General features: G+C 32.4%; 17 protein-coding genes, 1 rRNA gene and 1 other annotated feature. All 18 genes read right to left on the bottom strand.

Annotated elements, in window-relative coordinates; genetic code table 11:
- Positions 1–21 precede the first annotated feature (21 nt).
- Positions 22–1,506 (bottom strand): glutamate--tRNA ligase, encoded by a 1,485-nt coding sequence (gltX, locus tag EXD82_RS07250; RefSeq protein WP_142536254.1) that lies wholly within the window; start codon positions 1,504–1,506, stop codon positions 22–24.
- 211 nt (positions 1,507–1,717) lie between these two features.
- On the bottom strand, positions 1,718–3,424 hold the full coding sequence (locus EXD82_RS07245; protein ID WP_142536253.1) for a proline--tRNA ligase: 1,707 nt from the start codon (positions 3,422–3,424) through the stop codon (positions 1,718–1,720).
- Between the two features lie 192 nt (positions 3,425–3,616).
- The gene (gene proS / locus EXD82_RS07240) at positions 3,617–5,065 is read right to left on the bottom strand and encodes a proline--tRNA ligase (RefSeq protein WP_142536252.1); all 1,449 of its coding nucleotides are present in this window, start codon (positions 5,063–5,065) and stop codon (positions 3,617–3,619) included.
- A 61-nt stretch (positions 5,066–5,126) separates the two neighbouring features.
- Positions 5,127–5,331: a binding site (T-box leader), on the bottom strand.
- 39 nt (positions 5,332–5,370) lie between these two features.
- A complete protein-coding gene (gene ispF, locus EXD82_RS07235) occupies positions 5,371–5,844 on the bottom strand; it encodes a 2-C-methyl-D-erythritol 2,4-cyclodiphosphate synthase (protein ID WP_142536251.1) in 474 nt (157 codons plus the stop codon).
- Between the two features lie 351 nt (positions 5,845–6,195).
- Positions 6,196–6,876 carry a 2-C-methyl-D-erythritol 4-phosphate cytidylyltransferase gene (gene ispD / locus EXD82_RS07230; RefSeq protein ID WP_142536250.1) on the bottom strand — a complete coding sequence of 227 codons (681 nt, stop codon included), beginning with the start codon at positions 6,874–6,876 and terminating at the stop codon, positions 6,196–6,198.
- 93 nt (positions 6,877–6,969) lie between these two features.
- Entirely contained in the window at positions 6,970–7,968 is a 999-nt protein-coding gene (locus EXD82_RS07225; protein ID WP_174919190.1) for a sensor histidine kinase, read from the bottom strand.
- Positions 7,969–8,328: 360 nt separating this feature from the next.
- Positions 8,329–10,800: an ABC transporter permease gene (locus EXD82_RS07220; protein WP_142536248.1), complete on the bottom strand. Its 2,472-nt coding sequence runs from the start codon at positions 10,798–10,800 to the stop codon at positions 8,329–8,331.
- A 149-nt stretch (positions 10,801–10,949) separates the two neighbouring features.
- A complete protein-coding gene (locus EXD82_RS07215) occupies positions 10,950–11,660 on the bottom strand; it encodes a LytR/AlgR family response regulator transcription factor (RefSeq protein WP_142536247.1) in 711 nt (236 codons plus the stop codon).
- Positions 11,661–11,890: 230 nt separating this feature from the next.
- Positions 11,891–12,805 (bottom strand): transketolase family protein, encoded by a 915-nt coding sequence (locus EXD82_RS07210; RefSeq protein WP_142536246.1) that lies wholly within the window; start codon positions 12,803–12,805, stop codon positions 11,891–11,893.
- Between the two features lie 2 nt (positions 12,806–12,807).
- On the bottom strand, positions 12,808–13,629 hold the full coding sequence (locus EXD82_RS07205) for a transketolase (RefSeq protein WP_142536245.1): 822 nt from the start codon (positions 13,627–13,629) through the stop codon (positions 12,808–12,810).
- An 83-nt stretch (positions 13,630–13,712) separates the two neighbouring features.
- Positions 13,713–14,828 carry a PIN/TRAM domain-containing protein gene (locus EXD82_RS07200; RefSeq protein ID WP_142536244.1) on the bottom strand — a complete coding sequence of 372 codons (1,116 nt, stop codon included), beginning with the start codon at positions 14,826–14,828 and terminating at the stop codon, positions 13,713–13,715.
- A 131-nt stretch (positions 14,829–14,959) separates the two neighbouring features.
- Complete coding sequence (disA, locus tag EXD82_RS07195) at positions 14,960–16,030, bottom strand: DNA integrity scanning diadenylate cyclase DisA (RefSeq protein ID WP_142536243.1); 1,071 nt, start codon at positions 16,028–16,030, stop codon at positions 14,960–14,962.
- Between the two features lie 5 nt (positions 16,031–16,035).
- Positions 16,036–17,415, bottom strand: a complete 1,380-nt coding sequence (gene radA, locus EXD82_RS07190) for a DNA repair protein RadA (RefSeq protein WP_142536242.1) — start codon at positions 17,413–17,415, stop codon at positions 16,036–16,038.
- 205 nt (positions 17,416–17,620) lie between these two features.
- Positions 17,621–19,546 (bottom strand): elongation factor G, encoded by a 1,926-nt coding sequence (locus EXD82_RS07185; RefSeq protein WP_142536241.1) that lies wholly within the window; start codon positions 19,544–19,546, stop codon positions 17,621–17,623.
- A gap of 176 nt (positions 19,547–19,722) precedes the next feature.
- Positions 19,723–20,220, bottom strand: coding sequence for a flavodoxin family protein BilS (bilS, locus tag EXD82_RS07180; protein ID WP_142536240.1), 498 nt, complete (start codon positions 20,218–20,220; stop codon positions 19,723–19,725).
- 115 nt (positions 20,221–20,335) lie between these two features.
- Positions 20,336–21,907 carry a ribosomal protection-like ABC-F family protein gene (abc-f, locus tag EXD82_RS07175; RefSeq protein WP_142536239.1) on the bottom strand — a complete coding sequence of 524 codons (1,572 nt, stop codon included), beginning with the start codon at positions 21,905–21,907 and terminating at the stop codon, positions 20,336–20,338.
- A gap of 394 nt (positions 21,908–22,301) precedes the next feature.
- Positions 22,302–25,736, bottom strand: a complete 3,435-nt coding sequence (locus EXD82_RS07170; RefSeq protein ID WP_142536238.1) for a pyruvate carboxylase — start codon at positions 25,734–25,736, stop codon at positions 22,302–22,304.
- 350 nt (positions 25,737–26,086) lie between these two features.
- Positions 26,087–26,203 (bottom strand): 5S ribosomal RNA (gene rrf, locus EXD82_RS07165).
- Positions 26,204–26,341: the final 138 nt, after the last annotated feature.

The raw sequence follows: 26,341 nt of genomic DNA, 5'->3' as shown, positions 1-26,341 counted from the left end.
ATTACAGTAGCTCTAATATAATTAAAGAACATTTGTTTTTATATTTTCTAGTCTTTTTATACAAGTTTCTTTTCCAAGAACTTCCATTACTTTTGGAATATCCGGACCGTGCATCTGTCCTGTAAGAAGTATTCTTGATCCCATGAAAAGATTCTTACCTTTTATCTTGTACTCTTTCTGTATAGATTTTAGTATTGCAGCATTGCTGTCTGCATCAAAACTTTCCGCAGCACCTATTTTTTCTATAAGTGCATCGCATAGAGTTGGTATATGCTCAAGGTTAAGGAATTCTCTTCCTTCCTCTGTTTCTATTTCAACTTCATCACCGAAGAATATAGAAACATGATCAGTTATTTCTTTTACATAGCTTAACTTCTCTTTTAGAGCGTCAACTATTTTCTCAACTAAAGGCATTTTAGCTTCTTTTTCTTCTTCTTTTATGTATCCTGCTTCAACAAGGAATGGCATAGCAAGTTCTGCAAGAAGACTATTGTCTGCTTCTTTCATATAGTGATGGTTTACCCAGTTTAATTTTTCTGTATCGAATACTCCACCGCTTTTTGATACTCTCTCTATTGAGAATGCTTTTTCAAGCTCTTCCATAGAGAATATCTCCTGGTTGTCCTCTGGAGACCAACCTACAAGTGCAACGTAGTTTACAAGACCTTCTGGAAGGTATCCTTTTTTCTTGAAGTCTTCTACTGCAACATCTCCATGTCTCTTACTTAATTTTTTCTTTTCTGTATTAAGTATGTTTGGAAGGTGTACGAATACAGGTTTCTCCCATCCAAATGCTTCGTATAGATATACGTGTTTAGGAGTTGAAGATACCCACTCTTCACCTCTTATTATGTGAGTTATTTTCATAAGATGGTCGTCTACAACAACAGCAAAATGATATGTAGGGAATCCATCAGTTTTTATAAGCACCTGATCATCAAGATCGTTTGTGTTGAATTCCATATCACCTCTTACAAGGTCTGTGAATTTTATTGTATAGTCTTCAGGAAGTCTAAGTCTTATAACATATGGTATTCCTGCATCTATTTTTTCCTGTATTTCCTCTTTTGTAAGATCTCTACAGTGTCCGTCGTATCTTGGAGTTTCCCCAGCTTCTTTCTGTTTTTCTCTTACTTCATCAAGTCTTTCTTTTGTACAGAAGCAGTAGTATGCCTTACCGCTGTCAAGAAGTTCCTGTATATATTTCTGATATATATCAAGTCTTTCTGACTGTATATATGGACCGTACTCACCCTTCTGAGTTACATTTCCGTTTTCATCAAGCATAACACCTTCTGTATGGTTTACTCCAGCCCATTTCATGGCGTTAAGCATGTTTTCTATTGCTCCATCCACAAGTCTTGTTCTGTCTGTATCCTCTACTCTAAGTATATACTCTCCACCCTGATTTTTAGCGAAAAGATAGTTATATAGGGCAGTTCTAAGACTTCCTATATGCACAAATCCAGTAGGGCTTGGTGCAAATCTTACTCTTATATTGCTCATTTTTTTCCTCCTAAAATTTAAATTAACTCAGCAAATATGCTGAAAACCTCATTATTATACAGTTTATTATAACATAAATTGCCATTAGAGGGTGTTATAAACTTTCGATGTGTATCTATTTCCGTATAATCAAAACAGCTGCTGCAAATAATTGCAACAGCCACTTTGTTTAATAGAAGCAAGCAATCCGGATTTTCACAGATTACCGACTCTATCTAAGTTCTGATATTTTATCTCTCACTACTTCCACTACACTACTTACAGATATTAATTCTCTTTCGTCACTGTCTCTAAGTTTCATCTCTACAAGACCATCTCTAAGATCTCTTCCAACTGTTATTCTTATCGGAATTCCTATAAGATCTGAATCTTTGAACTTAACACCAGCGCTTCCAGTTCTATCATCTATAAGCACATCATTTCCTATAACTTCTTTTAATTTCATATATATGTTTTCAGCTGTATGTACTACATCTTCATTTTTAAGATTTACAGGAACTACAACAACTTTAAATGGAGCAACGCTCATAGGCCATACTATTCCACTGTCATCATTATTCTGTTCTATAAGTGCAGCTGTAAGCCTTTCTGTTCCTATTTCATAGCATCCCATGTGTATATACTCTGTTTTTCCATTTTCCGCTTTATATGTTGCATTCATTTTCTCGGAAAATTTATATCCAGGCTCAAATATATGGGCAATCTCCATACCTCTTCTTATTTTCATAGGAGCACCACATATAGGACATCTATCTCCATTCGAAACTGTTTTAAAATCTCCAACTTCTCCATCAAAGTCTCTTTTGAAATTTACATTTTTTATATGGTATCCGGTTTTATTTGCGCCGGCAATCATATTTGAAGCAGATGCGACCTCGCTGTCTACAAGTATTCTATCCGCCTTTATTCCAATAGGACCTGCGAATCCAACCTCTGCTCCTGTTACTTCTCTTACCGTATCATCTGTTGCAAGAGTAAATGATTCCACATCTCCTATGAAGTTTTTGACCTTTATTTCGTTTACAGCTCTATCTCCTCTTACTATTACCGCAATTCTTTTGTCATCAGCTTCATATATAAGAGTTTTCGCAAATCCTGATGCATCTTTTCCAAAGAATACTTCAAGGTCTTTTATTGTTCCCGCATCAGGAGTATATACTTCTTCAATCGGCTTTATTTCTTCATTTTCAAAATGTCTATCAAAGCAGTGTGCTCTTTCAAGATTTGCTGAATAGTCACATTCTGTACATATAGCGATTTCATCAGCTCCAATTTCAGACTGAATCATAAACTCTATAGAAGCAGGAGAGCCATCTATCCCTGAATCTGCTTCAACTGTTATATATTCAAGCCCACATCTATCAAGTATTCTACTGAACACTTTCTTCATTTCTTTATATGATTTGTCCATTTCTTCTTTTGTAAGGTCAAAACTATATGCATCTACCATTGTAAATGACTTTGTTCTTATTACACCAAACCTTGGCTTTCTTTCATCTCTATATTTACTTTGTATCTGGAAAAGTCTTATTGGAAGTTGTTTATATGAACTAACTTCCTGTCTCACTATATCTGTGAATACCTCCTCATGAGTTGGTCCAAGACAATATTCTCTTCCCCTTCTGTCCTTAAGTTTGAACATCTCTGCTCCTCTTCTTGTCCATCTTCCGGATTCCTGCCATAATTCTGAGGGTATAAGAGCTGAACAAAGCATTTCCTGATAGTCTACATTCTCAAGTTCTTCTCTTATTATACTTTCTATTCTATTTTGAACTCTCATACCAAGAGGAAGCTGATTATATATTCCTGTTGCAGTTCTTTTTATCATCCCTGATCTTACCATTAACTGATGACTTGTTATTTCTGCATCTGATGGAATTTCCCTCATGGTTGGTATAAACATTTTTGACATTCTCATATCGATCGTCTCCTTAATCTGTTTTGAGTCATTTTTATGATAATATGTCTCTTTATAAAGCTTTCGTCGAAAACGTTTTTATTCCTTTTTTAAAGGAGTATTATTTTAATTCTCTATTTTATATTTACAACAAATAAATAAGTCTGCCATAAAGGCAGACTTATCTGTATTATACCCGGTTATCTGCCGGTATTAATATGCTTTGGCTATTATAACCATGTCTTTTGCTTCTTTTCCGCAGTATACACACTTGTTAGTTCCAAGGTCTTCCTGCTCGAAAGGTATACATCTTATAGTTGCAGCTGTTTCAGCTTTTATCTTAGCTTCACATTCTGGGCATCCACACCACATAGCTTTTATGAATCCTGGTTTTTCTTCTAATGCTTTTTTGAATTCAGTCATATCTTTTGCAACAGAAGTTCTAGATTCTCTGTGAGCTCTTGCTTTTTCAAGCATATCGTAGTGCATTCTTTCAAGAAGGTCTGCTATAGAATCTGTTAATCCTTCTAAAGAGTATGCCTCTTTAACAAGAGTATCTCTTCTGAATACTAGAGCATGGTTGTTTTCTATATCTTTTGGTCCTATTTCTATTCTTACTGGAACACCTTTCATTTCCCAGTCATTGAATTTGTATCCTGGAGAGTAGTTTGGTCTGTCATCAACCTCTACTGATATTCCTCTTTCTTTTAACTGAGCGTATATCTCGTCAACTTTTTCCATAACTCCACCTTTGTTTGCAGCTATTGGAACTATAACAACCTGAGTTGGAGCTATTCTTGGAGGAAGTACAAGACCTCTGTTGTCAGAGTGAGTCATTATAAGTCCACCTATAAGTCTAGTTGATATACCCCAAGAAGTATGGTATGGGTTTGCAAGATTTCCTTCTCTGTCTGAGAATGTTATATCAAATGCTTTAGTGAAGTGCTGTCCAAGGAAGTGGCTTGTTCCTGACTGAAGAGCTTTACCATCGTGCATCATTGCCTCTATTGTATAAGTTCTTTCTCCACCCGCGAATTTTTCACTTTCTGATTTCTGTCCATCTATAACAGGCATTGCAAGAAGATCTTCGCATACTTCTTTGTACATCTGAAGTATATCTAGAGTTTCCTTTTCTGCCTCTTCATATGTTTCATGTAGAGTATGTCCTTCCTGCCATAAGAATTCAGAAGTTCTTAGGAAAGGTCTAGTTGTTTTTTCCCATCTTACAACTGAACACCACTGGTTGTATAGGTATGGAAGTTCTCTGTATGATTTTAACCATTTAGCGTACATTGTACATATTATTGTCTCAGAAGTAGGTCTTACACAAAGTCTTTCTTCTAAAGTTTTGTTTCCTCCCTGAGTTACCCAGGCAACCTCTGGAGCAAATCCTTCAACGTGCTCAGCTTCTTTTGTAAGTAAGCTTTCTGGTATTAATAGAGGGAAGTAGCAGTTTTTATGTCCTGTAGCTTTTATTTTTGCATCAAAGAACGCCTGTATTTTTTCCCATAATGCGTATCCATATGGTTTTATAACCATGAATCCTTTTACTGGGGCATAGTCAACAAGGTCAGTTTTTGTTACAACATCTGTATACCACTGAGCAAAATCGACGTCCATTGGTGTAATTTCTTCAACAAACTGTTTTTCATTCTTAGCCATAATAATTTCTCCTTAAAATAAATATAATAATAGATAATAAAAAAACCTTTCATCTCTTTAATATAGAGACGAAAGGTGCAGTTTCCGCGGTACCACTCTAGTTAGCTGTGTTTACAGCTCTCTTTTCAGGATATAACGGTCCTCCCCGCAGAGTTTTTTACTCTGAACTAAAAGGTCAGGTTCAGCTGTTTCCATCTGGAAGATCTCAGCAATTCTTCCTCTCTGTAAGATTTTCGCAACTTACTAGTCCTCATCACTGTTTTCTGATTATTTCAACTTATACTCTAAATGATATCTTATTGTCTCTATTTTGTCAATAACAAACATATGCTCTGTGCAGAAATTCCCTCACCTGAACCTGTAAATCCAAGTTTTTCTTCTGTAGTGGCTTTTACATTTATATTGCTTATTTCTGTATCAAGGGCATCTGCAAATATCTTCCTCATCTTTGGAATATGTGGAGCCATCTTCGGAGCCTGAGCTATTATCGTGCAGTCTATGTTTCCTATTTTGTATCCATTTTCGTCCATTAATTTTTTTACATGTCTCATAAGTTCTATACTGTCTGCTCCCTTGAATCTCTCGTCTGTGTCAGGGAAGTGCTTACCGATATCTCCAAGAGCCATTGCTCCAAGTATAGAGTCCATTACAGCATGCGTAAGAACATCTGCATCAGAATGTCCCAGAAGTCCTTTTTCATGTTCTATTTCAACTCCACCTATTATAAGTTTTCTACCTTCAACAAGTCTATGTACATCATATCCCATTCCTACTCTCATACACTCTCTCCTTTGAATATATTTTTTAAATATAATGTCTTAAATCCTCATATATGATATAATATAAATAGAAGCCGTATCAGACGGCGTATGATGCAATTTAAAAAATATTATTATTTTCTAAACCACTTATCAATGGCCGTTGATAGGTGGTTTTTTACTGTCTTATACATTGTCGATATTATCATAAGGATTACTCCAGTGATAACACCAACAACTATATCTCTAAAAAACTGTTCCATAGTGATCATCCCTTTCTATCAAAGAGTTTTCCTCCTTTCATGAAAGGTAAATCACACGCCACCCTTTACGACTTCATAGAATAATTATATCAGATTATTTATATATAAACTATCTGATTCTTTTTTCTATACTTTCAGCAAATCCAAGATCCTCAGGACTTGTTATCTTTATATTATCATATGATCCCATAACCATATGTACCCTGTATCCTACCTTTTCTGCAAGCATCGCATCATCAGTCCCATAAAATCCATCTTCATATGCTTTTTTATATGCTTTTTCAACTATATCTCTTTTGAACGACTGAGGTGTCTGAGCTGCCCATACTATACTTCTGTCAGGAGTATCCTCTATTACCCCGTCTTTTACGATTTTTATTGTATCTTTTACTGGAACTCCTACAACTGTCGCTCCATATTCCTTTGTCTTTTCTATCGCATCCTTTATTATTTCCTCGGTAATAAATGGTCTTGCTCCGTCATGTATAAGTACTATTTCAGAATTTTCGTCTAGTTTTTCAAGTCCGTTTTTTATTGTATCCTGTCTTTCAGCTCCACCATATGCTATTTTTATATTTTCATATCCGTATTTTTCTGCTATAAGTTCTCTGAACATATTCTCTTCGTCTTTTCTTATACAGACTATTATCTCATCTATCTCATCACATCTGTAGAATTTCTCTATCGCATGTGCCAGCACTTCTTTTTTGTTTATACATAGAAACTGTTTGTTTATATTTGCTTTCATTCTCTTTCCACTTCCAGCTGCAACTATTATGGCACTGTTCATATTTATCACCTCTCTTTATAATATAAAACCTATCTATATACAATATTACTATATAGATAGGTTTAAAATCAAAGATTTATGTATCAGTTAAAGCTATATTATAAACATAATTTTTACAGTAAACACTTTATCAGATATTTCTATATTCAATTCTCCATTATTTTTGTCTACAGCATCTTTTATATTTCTGAGTCCATATCCATGTATTTCATTTTTCTTTTTATAAGTTTCAAGATTTATAAGTTCATTATTCATAGAATTACTCATTACAATAACATACATATCATTTATTCTTTGTCCTTTTAAATTTATAAATCTAGTCTCTTTAATATCTATTTTCTCACATGCTTCTATTGCATTATCAAATAAGTTTGAAAATATCATACACATATCTGTATCTTTTATGAATTTCAATGATTCAGCTTTTATAGATACATCCAGCTTTATATTTTTTCTGATACATGCAACAGATTTATTCCGTATTATATAATTTAAAACTATGTTTCCTGTGTCGCACATTACTTTTGACGAATCTAAATCTTCATATAGGTTATCAATATAATTTTTTATAGAATTCAGTTCTTTGTTATCAGCCATACCTCTTATACTTATCAGATGATTTTTTATATCATGGCGAATAGATTTTACTTTTTCACGTTCTGAGTTCAAGTCCATATAGTGTTCATATTCTTTTTTTAGAATATCATTCATAATTTTATTGGTGTACCTGACTCTATATCCTTCAATCATATTGATTAATGCAAAGAAAATATAAATATTTGAAGTAACCATAAAAATTGAAATGACAGCTATTATAAACATCTCCTGTGCTGTAATTCCTTCAAACGCAATATATCTGTATATAACGAGTATGCTTGCTATATTTCCCACTACAGGTACAAATATCATTTTTAAAATAGCTTTATCTATATCCTTACATTTTTTAATATACATAGTTATCAGGCATATTACTATAAGCACTATAATATTGAATATAAATTCTTCAAAATACACCACATATATATTAGGATCTATCATATTCTTTGTTATTATTATATTGGATCCCGACAATCTATTATCCGTTATATTCAATATTGTTATTATCCTGCTATTTATCTTATCCAGTAAATAATATCCTAAGCCCCAATATAACGTTGATAATAATACAGAAATTTTTATATTTAAAGAGTAAAATCTTTTTGCATATATCACCCCTATGATAATCGAAATAATATAGTAATTTTTATGAAGGAATAAAAAAATCAGCACTCCAAGTACAAATAACCTTATAACTCTTTTGATATCGTATCTTTCATATTTATCTGAATTATAATTGGAGATAAAGTCAAATGCTATTACAAATATGAATATATTTATAAAGTTTATAAATATCCACATTAAATTATAAAATATACCACCCATACAATATCTCCTTCCTCCTAACAGAGCGATTTATTTTCTTAGATAATTCGTAGAAGCTTTTGCTGTTATTAGAATAACTATAAAATTCACAACTCCTAAAAATATAATTGATTTATATTCTATGTAAAAATCCGGGAAAAGCCATCCTTTATTCATATGCGATATGTAATATAAAACCTCAAACAATATCGATATAATAAAGGCTATCCCGAATGATATCACAGAATATATTATTGTCTCTTTTAATACCATTGTCCTCAACTGATTTTTAGATGCCCCAAGTATGCTCAGCTTTTTAAACTCATCTTTTCTGGAAATTAGAATGTCTGAAATCATATTTACAGAGTTTATTATTGTTAGTACATATATAACCCGTACTACAAAATTAAAAAATAACTTTGTTTTCTGATCAATAATTTCATTTTCTTTTCTTGTTTCTGCTATATCAGATACTACTATAGGCAATCCTTTTATATATTTTATAATACTGTTACTCACGAATTCAGAGTCCACACCTTCATTTACCAGTATATTTATATTGTCATAAATAATCTCTCCGAACATTTTTTCATATAAAGAGTTACTTACTATAATCTGAGGTAAGTCATCATCAGATGTATAATATGGACCGGAATATAAATACTCCGATGTTGTATTTTTTATCTGTATATCATTTATTTTGTACATTTCCTCATCATAGTTCTTATATCCATATATAAATTCTTTTTTGTATTCTTTTTCTTTTGACGATACAAACTCTGCCTTATTATCATTTCCAACAAATATATTATCTTTTTTAAATTCTTCGGGCAAATACATTATAGCCTCATCTTTATTATTGTCTATCCCATATACTTTTTTCATTGTCTCATCATTATACGTGAATACAGATGCTTTTATATATTTTTCATTTTTATTATCTACTAAAATACCATTATATGATATTTTATAGTGTTTATCTCTTTCGATTAGATATTTATCATACTTTTTATAATCTCCACTTATTTTTATTCTACCAAGTTTCTGAGATGATGCTATTATTTCATTTATGGCACTACTTCCGTCGTTATTTTTTATATTACTTATATAATTTAGAGATTTTTCATCAATTCCCTTTTTATTAAAATTCATTGTATTCATATTTATATCAAAATTATCACCATTAGATGGATCTGAAAATAACCTATTATTATGATACATCATCATATCATTTCTATAATTTATTGAAGTAAAAAGAATTGCTCCTATACTCAATATAAATAATATTAACATCGTTTTTTTCTTGTTCATAATCATTCTATTGTATGAAATTTTGCTGAGTATATTATCCATATTCTTTTCTTTAAACTTAGTTTTTAATGATTTTTCACTGTTATCCTCGTTTATCACTAATTCTATAGGAGATTTTCTCTTTATATCTCTATACTGTATTACTGCAACAAATAATGCCGACACAATTGGAATTAATGTATATACAATCCACTTATAATTTATATTTATATTTTCAAAATCCGATATCATATACTTCTCTATTCCGAATATTTTATATAATAACTCTGTATCGGACTTAAGTATATTCATTATGAAAAATGTGAGTATCAATCCCATAATTATACCTACAACTCCAACTATACATAGTTCCATAAAAATCATTTTAAAAAGATTTTTGTTGTCTATTCCAATAGTTCTCATTATACCGAATTCTTTTTTTCTCTTTACTATTGATATACTATAAACTCCATTTATAAACCGTATATTCATCATCAATATAGATATACACATTACCACTTCTTTTGATGTAAATTTATTTTCTTCTTTAATTAAATCATTTAAAATTTTATTTTCTTTTATATCCTTTTGGGGTATATCAGTTAACTTTGATATTTCATTTTTCAACGAAGGTATATTCACTTCATCATTTACTGATATATAAGTTCTTGTTTTGTAAAGATTATTTCCTTGAAATTTTGTATATACATGCATATATCCTGTCCGTTTATAATATTTGCTATCGCTTAGTATACCTGCTACTTTGAATTTTCTATTATACGCTCTATTTGCATCCATACTGTCTGTGAACTTTAAAGATACCTCTTCATCCTGTTGTATTCCCATATTCTGGGCTACCCATCTTTCTACAACTATTTCATTATCATTTTCAGGCATTCTTCCAGATATAATTTCCATATTGTATACTTTTAAATAATCTTTTTCTATACCACTAAACTGCTGATATAATCCAGCGTTATTTTCAACACCACCGATAAATTCTTCGGTACCAATATTCATTATCCCCTCAAGATTTATTATCTCTTTAGTATTTTTTAGGTTATCTATATAAAGATTATAGTCTCCTTCTCTGCTTTTAAAATTATTTATATAGTTATTTTGGAGAACATTATTTACAGAGTACACGACTAATAATAATACAACAGATACTGCTATTCCTATAGACATTGATATATTTCTTTTTCTATTATAAAAAAAATATCTGATATACATATAAACACCTCCAACAATCGGTTTATTTGAGTATATCAGACAATTTTGTTATATTTCTTTTATTGGAATAAACTGTATATTTAACGGTATAAATTGTATAAATACCGTGGTTAAAATATATTTCATAGCTATAAATTCATAGCTTTCACTTAAATCATATCTCCCAATACATCTAATAATCTTATCTTAAACAACTTAATACTATTTCTACTTATCGGTATTTTATGATTTCCTACAAGAGCTGTTCTCTCTTTATAGTCTATTCGCTTTACTTTTTTTAAATTTACTATATAACTCTTATTACATTTAAAAAATTCTTTTCCATTCAATTTCTCTTCTATATTTTTCATAGATATTCTAAAAGAAAATACTTCCTCATCAGTATAAATCGTTGTTTCCTTTCCCATAACTTCCACATACAATATGCTTTCTTTATTTATAATTATAGTTTCTCCAGCATAGCTGATATCTATCGTTTCAAATTTATTTGCAATTTCATTTATACAATCCGATGTACTTTTCTTAAGTGTATTATATTCTATTGGTTTTGATAAATATCTATATGCTCTAACTTCGTATCCTTCCCTTATATAATCATCTACTGCTGTTGTAAATATTATCTCTGTTCTTTTGTTATATTTTCTTATAATCCTTGCTGCTTCCATTCCATTCATATTGTCCATTTGTATATCCAAATATAATATATCTATATTTTCAGGATAATTTTCTAAAAGTTCTTTTGCAGAACTATATTTATATATATTAAATTCTATACCTAACTCATTTGAAATTTTGAGTAATTTGTCTGATAGATCATTAAGTTGAAATATTTCATCTTCACACACTGCTATATTTATCATATTTCTTATTCCTTTGTTTTATAAATTATTCTATTATTGTTGTGATAATCATATAGTTTTTTTAATCCTTTTATATCTATAACTAAACTCATATATATTATCATATTTCACTTTATTTTTAGTATAGAAAACATATCATATATTGTAAATAGCATCCCTGCACAAAATAAAAGAGAGCACAGCAGATTAAATCCGCATATGCTCCCCATAGAGAAAATATATTCTATCTATTATTTACAAGCTTTAACTATATCTTCTACAGTTAATCCGTAGTGTTTTAATAAAGCGTCTGGAGTTCCTGACTGTCCGAACTGATCCTTAACACCTATTCTAGTAACTTTAACAGGGCACTCTTCTGAAAGAACTTCACATACAGCAGAACCAAGTCCACCTATTATGCTGTGCTCTTCAGCTGTAACAACTTTTCCTGTTTTCTTAGCTGATGCTACAACAAGCTCGTTGTCAAGAGGTTTTATTGTTCCTATGTTTATAACTTCTGCATCTATTCCATCAGCTTTTAGAACTTCAGCAGCCTCTAAAGCTTTTGCAACCATTATTCCTGTTGCTATTATAGATACATCTTTACCTTCTTTAAGAACTTCACCTTTTCCAAGTTCGAATTTGTAAGAATCATCGTGTATAACTGGAGCAGCTGCTCTACCGAATCTTAAATACATTGGTCCGTTGTACTCAGCAGCAGCAAGTACCATAGCTCTAGCCTCTACAGCATCTGCAGGGTTTAATACTACCATACCTGGTATACTTCTCATTAGAGATATATCTTCTATAGCCTGGTGACTTCCACCGTCTTCTCCAACTGTTACACCTGCATGAGTTGCAGCAACTTTTACGTTTAATTTTGGATAGCATATAGAGTTTCTTATCTGTTCGAATCCTCTACCTGCAGCAAATATAGCAAATGTACTTGCAAAAGGTATTTTACCTGAAGCTGCAAGTCCTGCTGCTGTACCCATCATATCTCCCTCAGCTATACCCATATCAAAGAATCTCTCTGGGCAAGCTTTTTTGAACATATCAGTTTTTGTAGCACCTGCAAGGTCTGCATCTAATACTACAACGTCCTTGTTTTCAACTAATTCTACAAGTGTTTTTCCATAAGCCTCTCTAGTTGCTATTAATTCCATAATTACTGAACTCCTCCTTCTAAGTCTTTTAATGCTGTTTCAGTCTGCTCAGCATTTGGAGCTTTTCCATGCCATCCAGCCTGATTTTCCATAAATGATACACCTTTACCTTTTACAGTTTCACATATAACTATAGAAGGTCTACCTTCTTCTTCTTTTGCCATTTCTATAGCTTTTTTAAGCTGATCGAAGTCATGTCCATCAACTGATATTACATTCCATCCGAAAGCATCGAATTTTTTAGCTATTTTTCCAAGGCTCATAACTTCATCGTTTGAACCGTCTATCTGAAGACCGTTGTGATCAAGGAAAGCTATAACGTTGTCAAGGTTGTAGTGAGCAGCACTCATTGCAGCCTCCCATATCATACCTTCCTGAACTTCACCGTCTCCTAGAAGTGTATATATGTTGTAGTCTTTTCCATCAAGTTTAGCTGCAAGTGCCATACCGTTTACAGCTGATAATCCCTGACCTAAAGAACCAGTAGACATATCTACACCTGGAGTTTTTTTCATATCAGGATGTCCCTGAAGCATAGAACCGAATTTTCTAAGAGAAAGAAGCTCTTCTTTTGGGAAGTATCCTCTTTCAGCAAGAACAGCATATAATGCAGGAGCACCATGTCCTTTAGACATTACAAATCTGTCTCTATCTTCCCATTTTGGATTTGCAGGATCTATATTCATAGCATCAAAGTATAATACAGTTAGTATATCTGCTGCTGATAAAGATCCTCCTGGATGACCAGATTTTGCTTCTGATACTGATCTGATAATGCTTTTTCTTACTTCATTTGCAATAGCTTTTAATTCATTGTTGTTCATTTCATTATTTCCTTTCTTGAATATATTTTCTCTAAAAGAATCACTATCGATTCTTATTGTTGCCTATTCATTATTATTTTACATTAATTTTTTGGTTTTGCAAATATCATTCTTCCTGCAGGAGTCTGTAAAACAGATGTTACAAGTACTTTTATAGTCTGTCCCATAAGTTTCTTTCCTCCATCTACAACTATCATTGTACCGTCGTCAAGATAAGCTATACCCTGCTGAGCTTCTTTTCCTTCTTTTACAATCTGTACTACCATATCTTCGCCAGGAATTGCTACTGGTTTTACAGCATTTGCAAGTTCATTTATATTTAAAACTTCTACACCCTGAACCTGCGCTACTTTGTTAAGGTTAAAGTCGTTTGTGACAACTTTTCCGCCTACTGTCTGTGCCATTTTCAGAAGTTTCATGTCTACCTCTGCTATTTCAGGAAAATCCTGACTACTTACTTCTACATCTATATTCAGTTCCTTCTGTATAGTATTCAGTATATCAAGCCCTCTTCTACCTCTGACTCTTTTCAGGTCATCCGCTGAATCAGCTATATGTCTAAGTTCATCAAGTACAAACTGAGGAATTATTATTTTTCCTTCAATAAACCCGGTCTGGCATATATCTGCTATTCTACCGTCTATTATTACACTTGTATCTAAAACTTTTGGGGGAATTCCGTATTTTGAACATACTTCCTCTTCATTTATTTCTTCTTTGACAGACTCTTTTTCCTCTTTTTCTTTTATTATTGCTCCAATTATTCTTTTATTTACTCTTGCAAGGTCCGTTTTACTTTTAAGTGCAATTTTTATTCCTATATATCCCATTATCAGGTATGCAAGAAGTGATATTACTCTTCCTATTACAGGGATTGTATTTAGAAGTCCACTAAGAAGATATGCTATAACAAATCCTGCTATAAGACCTATTGATCCTAAAAGTATATCCATCTGAGGATATTTTGAAAGTTCCTTGTCTACTGCTTTTGCAAGCATTTTTATTTTTTTAATAATCCATGGTTCTATTGCATAAAATATTATTCCAACTATTATTCCTACTGCTAGTGCTGCTGCAACTTCGTATGTTTTATTTCCATAAGTAAGTATTTTCAGATTATCTGTTATCGATGTATATGCAGTTGATCCAACTACTATACCAAAAGCTCCTATAAGTATTCTTATTATTTTATTTATCAAGCTTTCACCCCCTCATTATATTTTATTATTATAGAACAGCGATACGGTTTCTTCAAGTAAATTGCCCAACTTCATTCAATTTTACCGCAATTGTAACCTTTTATCGCTGTTTTGTTACATTTCTGCCTTATCTATATATGTCTGTCAAGAAGGGCAAGCTGTTTCATTTTTATTAGACCGTTTTTTATGTATGTAGCTCTTATTTCTCCTATTCCCTCGACTTCATCAAGCTCCTCTATACTAGCTTTCAGTATATCCTGGAAGTTATCAAAATAATTCACAAGGTTTTCTATGATATTCGATGGAAGTCTGTGAATCTTATTAAGAACTCTGTATCCCTTTGTCTTTATAGGCATATCCATATTTTCTGAAAAACCACTGTATCCAAGTATTCTTGCTATATTAGTAAGGTCTAAAAGATCATCCTCATTCATAGAAGAAAGTTTCTTTCTGAATTCTTTTGCATTAACATCGCTTTCATAGTCCATAAACACTAGATTCCGATCATCTCTTGTACTTCCCATTAACTCTTCAAGCTGCATTCTTACAAGTGTTCCTTCATTTCCAAGTTCAAGAAGGTAATTTTCTATTATATCCGTAACCCTCATTACCATTTCTATCTTCTGTATTACAAGTGCAACATCGTATATAGTAACAAATCCATTGAATTCAAGTGCATTCAGATTTGATACCGCCTGATCAAGTACAGATTTATACTTTTCAAGTGTCTGAAGTGCCTGATTTGCCTTTGTAAATATTTTTGATATATCCTCAACTACATATTTCTGATCGCCCTTATATACAGATATTACATTTCTTCTTTGAGATATTGCTATTACAGTCGATTTTGTCTGTTTTGCAACCCTCTCAGCCGTTCTGTGTCTTGTACCTGTCTCAGATGTTTTTATTGAATAATCTGGTATAAGCTGTGTATTTGCATATAATATTTCATCTATTTCAGAATTAAGCACTATGGCTCCATCCATTTTTGCAAGTTCATAAAGATATGAAGGTGTATATTCCACATGTATAGCAAATCCGCCATCAACAAGTTCCATAACACTTTCATCATCTGCAATTACTATAAGTCCCCCTGTCTTAGCCTTAAGAACATTGTCAAGTCCCTGTCTCAATGCTGTTCCAGGAGAAATCATTTTTAGAACATCTTTTCTCATGTTTCTGTTTTCAGCTATCTTTTCCATAACTTCTATTCTCCTTTCAGTACAACATTTATCGCCTGTCTTACATTTTCAACAGGCCATATTTCAATTCCTTTTGTATCTTTTACTGCATCATAGTTTGTTTTTGGTATTATTATTTTTCTGAATCCAAGTTTTTTGCATTCAGCTATTCTTTTGTCTATAAAGCTTACTCCCCTTACTTCTCCTGTAAGTCCTACTTCTCCTGTAACAGCGACATCTTCTTTTATCGGTATATTTCTGAATCCCGATGCTACAGAAAGTATTACTCCAAGGTCCATTGAGGGCTCATTTATTTTTATTCCCCCGACGATATTTATATATACGTCCTGATTCTGAATCTGCATTCCGACTCTTTTTTCAAGTACAGCAAGAAGTATATTCACTCTGTTAAAATCAATTCCAGTTGCAGTTCTTCTCGGTATACCAAAGCTTGTAGGAGATACAAGTGCCTGAAGTTCAAGAAGCATCGGTCTTGTTCCCTCTACAGTAGATACTATTACAGAGCCTGCAACATCCTTTGGTTTTTCTGCTATAAGTACCTTTGAAGGATTTTCAAGTTCAAATAATCCTTTATCTCTCATTTCAAATACACCAAGTTCATTTGTCGAACCGAATCTGTTTTTTACCGCCCTTATAAGTCTATATGTGTTGTATCTTTCCCCTTCAAAATAAAGAACAGTATCCACCATGTGTTCCAGAAGTTTTGGGCCTGCAAGTGACCCCTCTTTCGTAACATGTCCCACTATAAACGTAGATATTCCCATTTTTTTTGAGATTTTCATAAATCTCGAAGTTCCTTCCTTTATCTGACTTACTGTTCCCGGTGCAGATGCTATATCCGGAGTAAATACAGTCTGAATTGAATCGAGAATTATAAGATCCGGTGTAAAACTTTCAAGATGTGCCTCTATAAGATTCAGGTTGTTTTCTGCAAATATATACAGATTATCCGAACCTGCTCCAAGTCTTTCCGCTCTCATTTTTATCTGAGATTCCGATTCCTCACCGGATATATATAATACTTTTTTCCCTGTCTGTGCAACACTCTCAGATACCTGAAGTAAAAGTGTAGATTTTCCTATTCCGGGGTCTCCTCCCACAAGTACTAGCGATCCTCTTACAATTCCTCCCCCAAGCACTCTGTTTAATTCATTTATACCGGTAGAAAATCTTTCTTCATTCTGTACAGTTATAGATTTTATACTCACCGGTTTTTTTGAAGATTTATCTATAATAAAAGTTTCTCTATTTGCTTTTTTCGATGAAGCATCCTCTATTTCCTCTACAAATGTATTCCATTTCATACATTCAGGACACTTTCCAAGCCATTTTGGATTTTCATATCCACATGACTGACATACGTATTTAGTTTTTATCTTTGCCATCAACAACCCCTCTGTTTACATTCTTTCTCATAATATATTATAACATATGAAAAGTGACAAATTAGTTAAATTTATTTACAGTTGAAGTATATTGATATTTTGCATATATTACAGTTTGTAGTAATCTCAGATATATAACCAAACAAAAAAGGTGTTGCCGTATACATGATTAAAGCACATACACGGCAACACCGAATACTTCCTGTTATTTATTAGCTGCTGCTATTATTTTTTCTGCTATCTGAGCTGGTACTTCACTGTATCTTACAAGTTCCATTTCAAAATATCCTCTACCCTGAGTCATGGCTCTAAGGTCTATAGCATACTTGAATGTTTCCGCCTGAGGAGCTTCTGCAGTAAGAACCTGTTTTCCATTGTCAGTAGGTTCCATACCAAGTATTTTTCCTCTTCTCTTGTTTATATCTCCCATAACATCTCCCATATATTCATCTGGAATTGTTATAGTAAGTTTCATTATTGGTTCAAGAAGTACTGGATTTGCTTCTTCCATACCTTTTTTGAATGCTATTGAAGCTGCCATCTTGAATGCCATTTCTGAAGAGTCTACATCGTGATATGATCCATCATAAAGAGTAGCCTTTATCTGAGTAACAGGATATCCTGCAAGTATTCCTTTTGCCATACTTTCTTTTAGTCCTTTTTCAACTGCAGGTATGTACTGTTTAGGTACAGATCCACCGAATATTTCCTCATCAAACTCAAATGGCTCGCTGCTTCTTTCAAATCTTATTTTTACATCTCCATACTGACCATGTCCACCAGACTGTTTCTTATGTTTACCCTGTACATCAGATTTACCTTTTATAGTCTCTCTGTATGCAACTTTAAGGTCGTCAAGATTTACTTCAGTACCGAATTTATCCTTCATTTTGTTTATTACTGTCTTAAGATGAAGTTCTCCCTGTCCTCCAAGAAGAGCCTGTTTAGTTTCTGTATTTCTGTAGAAGTGAAGAGTTGGATCTTCTTCAACAAGTTTAGATAGTATTGTTCCGACTTTTTCCTCGTCATTTTTATTTTTAGGAGAAACAGCATAGTATATCTGTGGTTTAGGGAATTCTATCTCATCTTCTGGGATTTCATTTTTATCCTTAGATATAGTGTCTCCTGTTTTTAGAGAAGGAACTTTTGTAACAAGTATAACATCTCCGGCTTCCGCTCTTTCAAGTTCAACAAGTTCACTTCCGTTTAATGTATATATATTGGCTATTTTTTCTTTTGTGTCTCTGTTAAGATTGTATACTTCTGAATCTTTTTTAATTTCTCCCTGAAGAACTTTTATATAAGACATTTTTCCTACAAATGGGTCTACAACTGTCTTGAATACCTGTGCCTTGAATGGAGATTTTACATCCTGATATTTAGGATCTATATAGCTAGATATAGTCTCTATTATTTCTTTTGTACCTACGTTGTTTATCGTAGAACCAGATATTACAGGTATTATATCCCCTCTCTGAACACCGATTATTATACCTCTCTGTATTTCCTCTTTTGTAAGTTCTTCACCGCTGAAATATTTTTCAAGTGTTTCGTCATCTGTTTCAGCTATAAGTTCCATAAGAGCTTCTTTCATTTTTAAAGCCTGCTCTTTAAATTCACCCTCTAAATCGTCCACATTTTCAAATACGTTGTGAAGTTTTATAAATTTACCGTCTCTGTAAACAGGGCTTATCATAGCTATTATCTTATGAGCAAATTTTCCATCAAGCATTTCTATTACATCTTTATATCTCGCTTTTTCATTGTCTATTTTATTTATAAACATGATTTTAGGAATACCTTCAGTAAGTTCAAGAGCTTTCTCAGTTCCTACCTGTAGAGGATCTGTTGCATCTATAACTATTACAGCGACATCACTTGCTTTTAAAGCTGAAATAACATCACCGCTGAAATCAGTATACCCTGGAGTATCCAGCAGGTTGAATTTGTATCCTTCGTATTCTATAGGTATAAGTCCCATACTGTAAGTCATATTTACTTTATCAGTAAGTTTAGGAATTTTCTTTGTATTGGCAACGTGAGATATTGTTTCGATAAGATTAGTCTTACCACATCCACTATGTCCTAATATCGCTACATTTCTTAACATATTGCTATCATATACTTTCATACGAGCACCCGCCTTTTGTGTAATAATTTGTTGCTTATTGTCTGTCAAATGACTTTACTTTTATATATTTCTACACAAAAATACGTTTTCCTTTTTTTATTTGTTTAAAATTTCTGACATTATCCTAAAATATATAATCGAAATTTTATACAATACTTTTTTCATTTCTTAATTATTTATAATACAGCTTCAACTGCTTTTTTAAGCTCTGAAATATCATTTACATCAGGATGGACTGATGCCATATCAAAGTTTTCTATACTTTTCTTTGCTCCCTCGTCATTTGGATTTTTCTCAAGCATACTTTCATATCTTTTTCTTACTGCAATACCCATTTTTCCCTGACACATAAATCTTCCGATTATATTATTTGATGACTTAAGATTTGACTCGACATTTGATAGTATTCTATCAAAATAAGACTGTGCTCCACCGAAACCAGCTGTTCCGAATATAAATATTTTCTTATTTTCTATTTTCTTCATAAATATCGCAAGATTATCGCTGCAGTTTCCTTTGTCTGTCCAGAACCCTACAAATATTACATCTGCTTCAAGTGCTTTTTCATCCGGTTCACCAAAGTATATACAGTTTTCTCCAAGTAGACTCTGTATACTTTCTGCAAGTAGTTTTGTGTTTCCTGTATGTGATGAATATATTATTGAATATTTCATTATTATCTCTCCTTATTTTTAATTGATTTAGTCAAGTATATTATATTTAATTGATTCAGTCAAGTATTGTTCCGACAAATTATTTATATATTATTATTTGATAGATAAAAAAATTCTATTTTGGCATAACTTCTACAACTTTTGTACATATATTCTGACCAAAATACTCATCATGCTCTACAAAAATCATAGTAATATTATTATCGATAATCATATTTTCTATTTGTATACGGGATATTATATCTACAAAATTTAACGGCTCATCCCATATGTAAATCTCAGCATCTTCACATAAACTAGTGGCAATTAATAGTTTCTTTTTCTGCCCTTCACTCCATTCACCTATATTTTTTTCGAACTGTTCTCTTTTGAATCCCAATTGTATCAAACTACTTTTTAAATGTTGTATATCCACATCTTTATCTTTTACGAAATCTTCTATCTTTCCTTTTAGATAGTCTGTTGATTGTGAAACATATGATATTTTACCTGATACATTTATATTTCCAAGATAGTCTATTTTTTCCCCAATAATAAGTTTTATTATACTGGATTTCCCACTTCCATTTTTTCCTTTTAGCCATATACGTTCACCTGATTTAAGTTCAAAATCTATTGGTTTATTCAATATTTTATTATCGTATTTTATCTGTAATCCCGTGGTACTTATAAATATATTTTTCTCGTGCTTCATATTGTGTATTGAAAGATTTTCCACTGTTTCTATATTTTTTAATAGCTTTCTTTTCTCTTCTATAGCCTTATTCTGTCGTTTTTCAAGAGATTTTGATCTTTTCATCATTTTCGCAGCTTTATGTCCAATATATCCCCTATCTACAGGGCCAGATCCAAACTTACTTGATTCCGCTGCATTTGACCATTTTGATTTCTGATTCGATGCTATTTTTAATCTATCTATTTCTTTTAATAATTTTTCATTCTCAGCTTTCTCAAAATTATCTCTTCTTTCATTATTCAGATACCATGTTGAATAATTTCCTTTTTGTATATCAATATTACTCTTATTTATCGACATAATATGGTCAACTATCTCATCTATAAAATTTCTATCATGGGACACAAGTATAAATCCTTTTTTCTTGTTTAAGTATTCAGAAACACACTTTCTCCCATCTGTATCCAAATGGTTTGTAGGTTCATCTATCAAAATAAATTTATTCTTTCTTAGAAATAATGCAGCCAACAATAATTTATTCTGTTCTCCCTGACTAAGTGTATCAAATATTCTATCTAATATATCAACTTTCAATCCTATTTTACATATTTCTTTTTCTATAAGTTCATTGATAATATATCCATCATGACTTATATATTTATCAAATACATCTCCATATTCTTTTATATATTTAGTGTCCTTTGAATAGAATTCCATTTCACTCTCCCATTTATCAAACGGAGCAATAACTTCTCTCATAACATTAATTGCTAATTCTTTTTTATTTTTAACTTCCATAGGAAAATAATCAAATTCTACTGAGCTATTTATTTGTCCACTGTACTTATATTCTCCCATAAGTAATTTCAAAAGAGTTGTCTTACCTCTTCCATTTCTTCCAACCAATCCCAATTTCCAATTTGTATCTAAAACAATTGATACATTTTTGAATACATCTTCTCCATATGAATCATATTGAAATGTTAAATTATTTATTTTAATTTGTGCCATAATAATCATCTCCTCAAATAAAAAAACTTTCTCATTTTCAGCATTTATTACCGCATAAAAATAAGAAAGTTGTTACAGACATAATTATTCAAATTAAACAAAAACAGCAAAAAACTATTTTTATATTATGTGATGTATTTAAAATTTACAATCTTATTCTCAACTTTATGCAGTAATTTAAGCTCTATTAACAAAACATCTATTTTGATGTTTTATTTGTTAAATCACTTGTATTGAATAAGATTAATTGTTCATTTCTATACATTCACCCCTTTTATATTATGGAATTATTATATCACATATACAATTTTATAACAATACATACTGTTCGATATTATTTTTAGAAGAATCTTTTTTAAAAAGGGCATACTTTTCAGTATGCCCTCAGAATACATTATTTTAATATCATTAGAAGCTGTTTATCTACAACCATATCTCCTTCAGATACTTTTATAGATTTTATCTCTCCATCTGCTTTTGCAACTATATTTGTTTCCATCTTCATAGCTTCTATTACTATAAGTGGCTGGTTCTTAGTTACTGTATCTCCTTCTGATACAAGAAGTTTAACAACTTTACCAGGTATACTTGCACCTATCTGCATTGGATCTCCCATGTCGGCTTTTTCTACATGGTTTACAGCTCCTGAATAGTTGTTGTCCTTGATTTCAACAGCTCTCATCATTCCGTTAAGTTCGAAATCAACAGTTCTGTATCCATCTTCTTTTACATCTCCTATATCAGTAAGTCTTATTGTAAGAACCTTACCTTCTTCTATCTCAACTTCACATTCTTCGTTTTTGTTTAGTCCGTAGAAGAATACATCACTTTCAAGTTTAGAAAGGTCGTTGTACTCCTGAAGATGAGTTAGATAATCTTCATATACTTTTGGATATAACGCATAACTTATAGCCTGAAGGTCTGTAACAGTTTTTAAGTTGAATTTTTCTTTCAGATGTTCTTTTATTGCATCAAAGTCTTCTGATGGAAGAAGTGATCCAGGTCTTACTGTTATAGCTTCTTCACCTTTTAGAACTACATCAGAAAGTGCTTTTGGTATTCCACCTTCTGGCTGTCCTATCATTCCTTTACAGTAGTCAACTACTGAGTCAGGGAATGCAAGGTGTTTTCCTTCTTCGTATATGTTTTCTTTATCAAGTTTATTCTTAGTCATGAATATAGCAAGGTCTCCTACTACTTTTGATGATGGAGTAACTTTTATTATATCCCCAACTATTTCGTTTGCTTCTTTGTATTTTTCCTTAACTTCATCGAATCTTCCTACAAGTCCTAAGCTGTCTGCCTGTGGTTTAAGGTTAGTATACTGTCCACCAGGTATTTCAAAGTTGTATATCTCTGCACAAGAGTTTGTAAGGTCTGATTCAAATTTTCCGTATACTTTTCTAAGATCTTTATAGTATCTTCCAAGCTGATCGTATCCGTAAAGATCTATTTCTGTATCTCTTTCTGTATGTTTTAATGCTTCAACTATAGCGTTTAGTGAAGGCTGGCTTGTAAGTCCTGCCATTGATTCAAGAGCACAGTCTATTATATCGACTCCTGCCTCTGCAGCCATTAAGCAAAGTGCAACACCGTTTCCACTTGTATCGTGAGTATGTAGGTGTATTGGAGCTTTTATTTCTTTCTTAAGTTCTTTTACAAGAGTATATGCTGCATAAGGTTTTAATAGACCTGACATGTCTTTTATTGCTATTATATCAGAACCTAAATCCTCAAGTTCTTTTGCCATTTTTAGATAGTACTCAAGGTTGTACTTAGATCTGCTCTTATCAAGTATATCTCCTGTATAACACATAGTACCTTCAACTATTTTACCCTGCTCAAGAGCTGTTGCTATAGATGGTTTCATGTTTTCTACCCAGTTAAGTGAGTCAAATATTCTGAATACATCTATTCCTTCTCTTGCTGATGCTTTTATGAATTCTTCTATTACGTTGTCTGGATAGTTTTTGTATCCTACAGCATTTGAAGCTCTAAGAAGCATCTGGAAGTTTATATCAGGTATAGCTTCTCTAAGCTGCTGTAATCTTCTCCATGGAGATTCTTTAAGGAATCTGTATGCAACGTCATAAGTTGCTCCACCCCACATCTCAAGAGAGAAAAGATCTTTCTGGTATTTATCAGTAGCAGCTGCAACCTTCATAAAGTCGTTTGTTCTAAGTCTTGTGGCTATTAATGACTGATGAGCATCCCTCATTGTTGTATCTGTTAAAAGAAGTTTTTTGCTGTTTGATATTTCTTCTATATATGCTTTTTTACCAAGTCTTTCAAGTTTAGCCTTACTTCCCTCTATTACAGGCACGTCTTTTTTCATACAAGGCTCATGAAGTGCATCAAATCTAGGTTTTTCAGCACATTTATTTTCATTTACTATTACATTACCTATATAGTGAAGAAGTTTTGTACCTCTGTCCTTACTTTCTTTTATATCGAAAAGATCTGGGTTTTCATCTATGAATTTTGTAGAACATAGTCCCTGCTGGAACTGTGGGTTGTTAAGCACATTTACAAGGAATCCTACGTTTGTCTTAACACCTCTTACCCTCATCTCTTTTATAGATCTAAGAGTCTTGTTTATAGCTCCTTTGAATGTTCTATCATATGAAATAGTCTTAACAAGTAAGCTGTCGTAGTAAGGACTTATGTTTGCACCTGTAAATCCGTTACCACCGTCAAGTCTTATACCGAAACCTGAACCAGTTCTGTAAACCTGTATCTTTCCTGTGTCAGGCATGAAGTTGTTTTTAGGATCCTCAGTAGTTACACGGCACTGTATAGAGTATCCTCTTACCTGTATATCGTCCTGAGATTTTATATCTATTTCAGGGCAATCAAGTCTGTGGCCTTCAGCTATAAGTATCTGAGCCTGAACTATATCTACTCCTGTTATCATTTCTGATACAGTATGTTCAACCTGTATTCTTGTGTTCATTTCTATGAAATAGTGATTTCCATGCTTGTCTACAAGGAACTCAAGAGTACCTGCATTTGAGTATCCAACGTGTTTTGCAAGTTTTACAGCATCTTCACATATTTCTTTTCTTGTTTTCTCACTTAGAGAGAATGCTGGAGCGTATTCTATGATCTTCTGATGTCTTCTCTGTACTGAACAGTCTCTTTCATAAAGATGAACAAGATTTCCATAGTTATCTCCTAGTATCTGTACCTCTATGTGTTTAGGGTCTTCTATGTATTTTTCTATAAATATCATATCTTCCCCGAAAGCTTTTCTTGATTCACTACATGCTGTTTCGTATTCAAGTTCAAGATTTTCTTCGTGGTGAACGATTCTCATACCTCTTCCTCCACCACCATTTGAAGCTTTTATCATGACAGGATAACCTACCATTTTAGCAACTTCTTTTGCTTCTTCAACTGATTTTATAGCTTTTTCAACACCAGGTATAGTCTGTACATCTACTTCTTTTGCAACTTTTTTAGAGTTTATTTTATCACCCATAAGATCCATTATCTTAGATGATGGTCCTATGAAAGTTATTCCATTTTCTTCACATTTTCTTGCAAATTCAGCGTTTTCTGCAAGGAATCCATATCCAGGATGTATTGCATCAACTTTTTTTCTCTTTGCAAGAGCTATTATTCCTTCTATATCAAGGTAGGCATCTATAGGACCTTTGTCCTCTCCTATAAGATAAGACTCATCAGCTTTTGTTCTGAAAAGTCCATATTTATCTTCCTTACTGTATATACCTACACTTTTTATTCCTAATTCAGAACAAGCTCTGAATATTCTTATTGCTATTTCTCCTCTGTTAGCAACAAGTATCTTATTAAACTTTTTAACCATAATACCTGCCTCCTTTATTTTTGAATGTCATACCTACTATTATATAGTACTTTCCCTAATTTTTGAATGTATTTTTTGATATTTCTTAATTTATAAAATAAGTTTATAAATAAGCATGATATTTTATCGAATTAGTATAATTATTTTTTTATTATAAAAGCATATTACGATTTTTAATCTGTAAAAAATTATATATTATTATTCAATTATATACATTTTTTTGTATTTTCGCAATATTATAGTATTTTTTGATATTTGTGTTAAATTATTACTTAAAATGAAATATAAAAACCCTGACTTTTACATAAAAGCCAGGGTTTTGTAAAATAACTGAAAATAAAAAAAAGATTACGTGGCTACGACCTACTCTCCCAGGGGCCTTCGCCCCAAGTACCATCAGCGCTAGAGAGCTTAACTTCTGTGTTCGGAATGGGAACAGGTGTATCCTCTCTGCTATAGTAACCACATAATCTTCTGTTTCAGAGCTGCACTCTGAAAACCGCATACATACATCTTCCATCATTTATCTTGGTCAAGTCCTCGACCTATTAGTATCAGTAAGCTGCATACATTGCTGCACTTCCACCTCTGACCTATCAACCACG

Origin of the sequence: Peptacetobacter hominis (assembly GCF_006861675.1) — a bacterium.
Taxonomy (GTDB): domain Bacteria; phylum Bacillota; class Clostridia; order Peptostreptococcales; family Peptostreptococcaceae; genus Peptacetobacter; species Peptacetobacter hominis.
The sequence above is the reverse complement of the archived record's forward strand: the minus strand, read 5'-3'. Positions and strand labels throughout refer to the sequence as shown.

What these genes read in the sequence shown, in the direction of transcription:
- disA (WP_142536243.1), bottom strand. Translation starts at nt 16,030, where the DNA reads ATGGAAAAGATAGCTGAAAACAGAAACATGAGAAAAGATGTTCTAAAA.
- EXD82_RS07185 (WP_142536241.1), bottom strand. Translation starts at nt 19,546, where the DNA reads ATGAAAGTATATGATAGCAATATGTTAAGAAATGTAGCGATATTAGGA.
- ispD (WP_142536250.1), bottom strand. Translation starts at nt 6,876, where the DNA reads ATGAACAGTGCCATAATAGTTGCAGCTGGAAGTGGAAAGAGAATGAAA.
- EXD82_RS07220 (WP_142536248.1), bottom strand. Translation starts at nt 10,800, where the DNA reads ATGTATATCAGATATTTTTTTTATAATAGAAAAAGAAATATATCAATG.
- ispF (WP_142536251.1), bottom strand. Translation starts at nt 5,844, where the DNA reads ATGAGAGTAGGAATGGGATATGATGTACATAGACTTGTTGAAGGTAGA.
- EXD82_RS07205 (WP_142536245.1), bottom strand. Translation starts at nt 13,629, where the DNA reads ATGAACAACAATGAATTAAAAGCTATTGCAAATGAAGTAAGAAAAAGC.
- gltX (WP_142536254.1), bottom strand. Translation starts at nt 1,506, where the DNA reads ATGAGCAATATAAGAGTAAGATTTGCACCAAGCCCTACTGGATTTGTG.
- EXD82_RS07245 (WP_142536253.1), bottom strand. Translation starts at nt 3,424, where the DNA reads ATGAGAATGTCAAAAATGTTTATACCAACCATGAGGGAAATTCCATCA.
- EXD82_RS07215 (WP_142536247.1), bottom strand. Translation starts at nt 11,660, where the DNA reads ATGATAAATATAGCAGTGTGTGAAGATGAAATATTTCAACTTAATGAT.
- bilS (WP_142536240.1), bottom strand. Translation starts at nt 20,220, where the DNA reads ATGAAATATTCAATAATATATTCATCACATACAGGAAACACAAAACTA.
- abc-f (WP_142536239.1), bottom strand. Translation starts at nt 21,907, where the DNA reads ATGGCACAAATTAAAATAAATAATTTAACATTTCAATATGATTCATAT.
- EXD82_RS07170 (WP_142536238.1), bottom strand. Translation starts at nt 25,736, where the DNA reads ATGGTTAAAAAGTTTAATAAGATACTTGTTGCTAACAGAGGAGAAATA.
- EXD82_RS07210 (WP_142536246.1), bottom strand. Translation starts at nt 12,805, where the DNA reads ATGGAATTAATAGCAACTAGAGAGGCTTATGGAAAAACACTTGTAGAA.
- radA (WP_142536242.1), bottom strand. Translation starts at nt 17,415, where the DNA reads ATGGCAAAGATAAAAACTAAATACGTATGTCAGTCATGTGGATATGAA.
- proS (WP_142536252.1), bottom strand. Translation starts at nt 5,065, where the DNA reads ATGGCTAAGAATGAAAAACAGTTTGTTGAAGAAATTACACCAATGGAC.